This is a genomic window from Streptococcus sp. HMSC056C01, from assembly GCF_001811305.1.
Classification (GTDB): domain Bacteria; phylum Bacillota; class Bacilli; order Lactobacillales; family Streptococcaceae; genus Streptococcus.
This window is the reverse complement of the sequence record NZ_KV804219.1, coordinates 72,102-77,528: the sequence shown is the minus strand read 5'-3', so window position 1 is coordinate 77,528 and position 5,427 is coordinate 72,102. Positions and strand designations below refer to the sequence as shown.

The window sequence follows — 5,427 nt, the reverse complement described above, 5'->3', positions numbered from 1 at the left end:
TAACTGGGTTCACAACTGGTGCATCTGGAGCTGTAACATCTGCTTGACTTACAGTTTGGGCTGGTTTCAAGGTAGCCGTTGAACCATTTGAGTAGGTTAATGTTGTGGTACCATCTTGACCTACTTCAACCTTAGTTGCACTTGGGTTCGCTGTTTCTACTGCTTTCTTAACAGCATCTTTTTCTGGTTGTTCCAGGCTTGATGGATTTTTAACTGGTGTTACTGTAGGTGCAGTTGGTTCAATTGTGAATACTGAGTTTGTTGGAATAAGATCTGTACTTCCATCTTTATAAGTCACCTTAACATTAGTACCATCTACAGAAACACTTTCGATCTTGTCGCTGAAAGTTGGGTTAGCATCTTTAACAGCTTTTTCAAGGACACTTGCTTCTGGGACAGTGTTTGATGTAATAGGTGTTGATGGAGCTACTGCAGTATACTTGAATGACTGTGGTTTCCAAATGAAGCGAATACGTCCAAGAGCACCTTTATCCATGTTTGCACCAACGTGCTCGTATGAAGTGTTCCCTGCCGCATCTTCAGCAAATAGATAACGAGTAAGTCCTGTTCCGTCAGTGTATGTATTCTTAGGAATATCTCCTGTCACATGGATGACAGCTGGACTTGCTTCTGTAGCGGTTGTTTCAGTTTTAATCTTATCAGCATTCAAATACAATCCTGAACGAGTCTTACCATTCAGATAGGTATTATCTTCTTGACCAAGACCAGTGCGGTTATCAGCTGGCATTGCCAAGTAAGCTTTGACAATCTTACCTGAATTATCCGTCACTTTGAGTTCGATATTGTTTGTTTCACCTGAGTAAACGTAGATAGCTTGAGCATCAGCATCATCGTAAGGAATGTTGAGAACAGGACGAACTGTTTCTTTTACAATAACTTTAGTTGGTGCTGATGTATTATTTGCAGCATCTGTAGCTGTGACACTAATTTGATCATCAGCATTCAAAGCTGAAACTGGGATTGAAAACTCACCATTGTCACCTGCTTTGGCAGAGACTTTTTGTCCACCTGGAAGAGTTACTTCTACGGTTGCTCCTGCTTCAGCTGTTCCTGTGATGGCTGTAGCGCCTGCCTTAACTGGATTTACAGTTGGTGCTGCTGGTGCTGTTGTATCAGGTACCGTAACTGATGTCGGTGTGGACTTGTTACCGGCTGCGTCTGTTGCTGTGACTGATACTGTTTTTCCTTCTTCCAAGCCACTGACTGGAACGCTGTAGCTTCCATCTTGTTCTGCTTTAGCGGATGCTTTGGAACCATTTGGAAGAGTAACCTCTACGGTTGATCCTGGCTCAGCTGTACCTGTGATTGCTGTAGCGCCTGCGGTAACTGGATTTACAGTTGGGGCTGCTGGTGCTGTTGTATCTGGCACTGTAGCTGATGTCGGTGTGGACTTGTTACCTGCATCGTCTGTTGCTGTTACAGATACTTTATCGCCTTCTTTCAAGGCACTTACTGGTACACTGAAGTTTCCATCTTGATCGGCTTTAGCAGATGCTTTAGTGCCACCTGGAAGAGTAACTTCTACTGTTGAGCCTGCTTCGGCTGTACCTGTAATGGCTGTAGCGCCTGCTGTAACTGGGTTTACAGTTGGGGCTGCTGGTGGTGTTGTATCTTTTACTTTAAATACATACTTCAGTAACTGTCCACCACTTCTAAGTGTTACAGTGTTAGCTCCCGAGTTATATGTTTCTGCTCTATCAGAATTAACTTCCTTAAGTGTATATCCTTTTGCTTTTATTTTCGAAATAGCTTTTTGTACTGCTTCAACAGAGTTCAAGTGAATAACTTCATCTCTATTTCCAGGAATCGCACTACTTGCTGCGAGCTCATGACCCGCTTCATCATAGAAGGTTACTTGTACAATTTGTGGTGCAGTAAACTCAAATTTTTCAATTTGCACACGTTGCAAGTTGGTACCCGAACCCGTACTTCCTAAGAATGACAATGCATAAGTTGCATTTGAGTTGTTAAGAGCAGTCTTAGCAGTTGGTTCCATGATTGAAGCATTCGCAGTCTTCAAATTAGTTGACCATTTTTCAGAACCGTAGGTTACAATAAACTCTTTTGATTGACCTTTATATTCAATTTTAAAGTCTACCCATTCGCCATTAGGTTTTGGATTTAGAGCTTTTGCTGCTGAGCTACTTGTCGTTACCCTACCAGCATTATTTGATGAGTAGAATGAACCGAAGGCATTACTTCTCCATGCATTTCCACCATATCTTGGATCGGCTGATGCATTTTGGTTAGCATTTGGGTTAGAAGTGTTGTGCCATGAGTCTAGTTTGAAACCAAAGGCATTTTTGATAGTACCCATACCAATAGACGCTCCGGATTGACCAATAGTATCTACATTACCTGTATGGAAGACGAAGCCGACTCCATCACCACCTGGACGACTACCTACAGTATGACCTTCGTATTTATCACCAATATCTACCTTACCAGTAAAGGTAAAGTCTTCCCTAGGATCAATTTTAAAACGAAGGTAAGCACTACCAACTTGACCTGACACGTCATCTGTCAATTTAATGGTGCCAGACGTTTCATCATAATTTGCCGTACCACCTTCTTTAAAGAAACTATCAAAGTTATCTTTCGTTACTGTGACACGATCAAGTCTTGTTTCATCAACTGAACGTGATGTTCCTTCAGAAGTCGCACGTTTGTTTCTGACTTTAGGAGTTGCTGAAGATTCTGTAGTTGCTTCAGATGTTGTTTCAGCTGCTACTTCAGTCACTTCTTTGACGCTTGCTAGAGCTTGAGTCAAACGTTCAACACTTTGGTTGACTTGTTCTTGGCTTGCAGATCCGTTAGCTACTAATGCTTCTGCTTCTGCAATTGCAGCTGCTACTTCAGCTTTAACTGAAGCTTCTTGACCTTCCAAGTTTTTAGCTTTAGCTTGTGCCAAAACAGTTTCTAGTTGAGATTTGTCAGCTGAAACTACAGTTGTTGCTGAATTTGCTTCTACTGTTTCAGTCGCAACTGGGCTAGTTGCTGCCGGTGCAGCATAAGTTGGCGCCCCTGCAGTAGTTTCTGCTTGTGTTGCTGAATTTGTAGCTTCTGCCTTAGCTTCTACACTGTCAGCGTGAACCGTTGGAGTCGCTAAAGTTGCTCCAATCGCAAAGACAAGCGAACAACCAAACAAGAAATGTTTTCCTTTTTTGATCATTCGCCAGTTCTTTTGTTCCGCATTTTTACGGTTAAAATACATCACATATTCTCCTTTTTTATTTTTGCTATAGTGTATTTTACATACAAAACCATTATAACTCATTCGCTTTCAATATGCAAATTATTTGTTTTCTTTTTCAAAAAAGTGTTATTTTATATAAAAAGAGATGTTTTGAACTGCACCCCAAAAGTTAGACATAAAAATCTAACTTTTGGGGTGTTTTTATTATGAAATTAACTTATGAAGATAAAGTTCAAATATATGAATTAAGAAAGAAAGGAGAGAGCTTTAGACAACTTTCAAATCAATTTGGGATAAACATTTCTAATCTTCAGTACATGATTAAATTGATTGATCGTTATGGAATAGAAATCGTCAAAAAAGGAAAGAATTGTTACTATTCTCCTGAACTAAAACAAGAGATCATTGATAAAGTTCTTCTTGAGGGGCGTTCACAAATTAGGGTGTCTCTGGATTATGCCCTTCCAAGTAGTGGATTACTTTCGAATTGGCTGGCACAATATAAGAAAAACGGGTATACTATTGTTGAGAAAACAAGAGGGAGACCACCTAAAATGGGACGTAAGCCAAAGAAGAGATTTGAAGATATGACAGAATTAGAACGTCTTCAAGCAGAAAATGAGTACTTGAGAGCGGAGAATGCCATTCTAAAAAAGTTGAGAGAACTCCGATTGAGGGACGAAAAGGAGCAAGAAGAAAAACGGAAATTGTTCAAGGACTGGTAACAGAGTTTTCGTTAGATATCCTTCTAAAGATTATTAAGCTTGCCCGTTCAACCTATTATTACCACTTAAAACAGCTGGATCAAAGCGATAAAGATTATGATATTAAAGCTGAAATTCAGTCAATTTATACTGAGCATAAAGGAAATTACGGCTATCGTCGCATGACTCTAGAATTACGAAATCGTGGCTTCGTAGTGAACCATAAGAAGGTGCAGCGTCTTATGAAAGTACTTGGTTTAACGGCTCGAATTCGCCGTAAACGGAAGTATTCTTCATACCAAGGAGAGGTTGGCAAGAAAGCAGATAACCTTATTCAACGTCAATTTGAAGCAACCAAACCAATGCAAAAGTGCTACACAGATGTGACAGAATTTGCCATTCCAGCAAGCAGCCAAAAGCTTTATTTATCACCAGTTTTAGATGGCTTTAACAGTGAAATTATCTCCTACAATCTTTCTACTTCGCCGAACTTAGTACAAATGAAAGCTATGCTAGAACAAGCATTTACAGAGAATCATTACGAAAATACAATTCTCCATAGTGATCAAGGATGGCAATACCAACACGATTTCTATCATCATTTTTTAAAGAATAAGGGAATCCAACCATCTATGTCACGTAAGGGAAATAGCCCAGATAACGGTATGATGGAATCTTTCTTTGGCATTCTTAAGTCTGAAATGTTTTATGGTTATGAGAATACGTTTCAGTCACTTGAGCACTTGGAACAAGCTATTGTAGACTATATTGATTACTACAACAACAAACGAATTAAGGTAAAACTAAAAGGACTTAGTCCTGTACAATACAGAATTAAATCCTTTGCTTAAATTAATTGTCTAACTTTTTGGGGTCAGTACAGTTTGGTACCCTTTTCAACTTATAAATTCAAGTATTTTTTCGATGAAATCAGAGTATTTTTTACGTCAAAATAAGCTTAAATATTTCTGAAAAAACTTGAAAATAGTGACTTTTATTGCATTTTATACTTTATGTGTTTTTTTAAAACTTATTTTTATTTTATTTGTAGTTGTATACATGTTTTTACAAAAATAGTTTATTTTAAACCTAAAACCATTTTAGTTTCTATTTTCTAAAATAAGAGAGTATTCACTCCATAAAAAAGGCGGTGGGACAGAAATCAATAGACAAAATCTCGATTTCGTAGTACCAGCCCCGCAAGGATGATTAGGAGATTTTTGGAGTCCGATACTCAATGAAAATCAAAGAGCAAACTAGGAAGCTAGCCGCAGGTTGCTCAAAACACTGTTTTGAGGTTGCAGATAGAGCTGACGTGGTTTGAAGAGATTTTCGAAGAGTCCAAAAGACGAACAAAAAGTTCAATCATCTACCGCGTCAAAGTTTGATTGCTAATAAAAATGAGGTCGGAATCTTTTGTCCCGACCTCCAGTATATAAAATTATTTTGCTTCAAAACCTTCTGCAACTGCATCCGCAAAGTTTTCTTCTACGATGCTTGCGCAGT

The 5,427-nt window shown here is 38.9% G+C and carries 2 protein-coding genes; one reads left to right on the top strand and one right to left on the bottom strand.

Going from position 1 to position 5,427, the window contains the following annotated elements:
• On the bottom strand, positions 1-3,235 hold a 3,235-nt coding region (locus HMPREF2795_RS10120), incomplete at its 3' end, for an Ig-like domain-containing protein (RefSeq protein ID WP_261675934.1).
• A 188-nt stretch (positions 3,236-3,423) separates the two neighbouring features.
• Between HMPREF2795_RS10120 and HMPREF2795_RS10495 the strand changes: the two genes are divergently transcribed.
• A protein-coding gene (locus tag HMPREF2795_RS10495) for an IS3 family transposase (protein WP_148131311.1) occupies positions 3,424-4,772 on the top strand; the annotation gives its coding sequence in 2 pieces (ribosomal slippage) (positions 3,424-3,874 and positions 3,874-4,772; 1,350 coding nt in all).
• Positions 4,773-5,427: the final 655 nt, after the last annotated feature.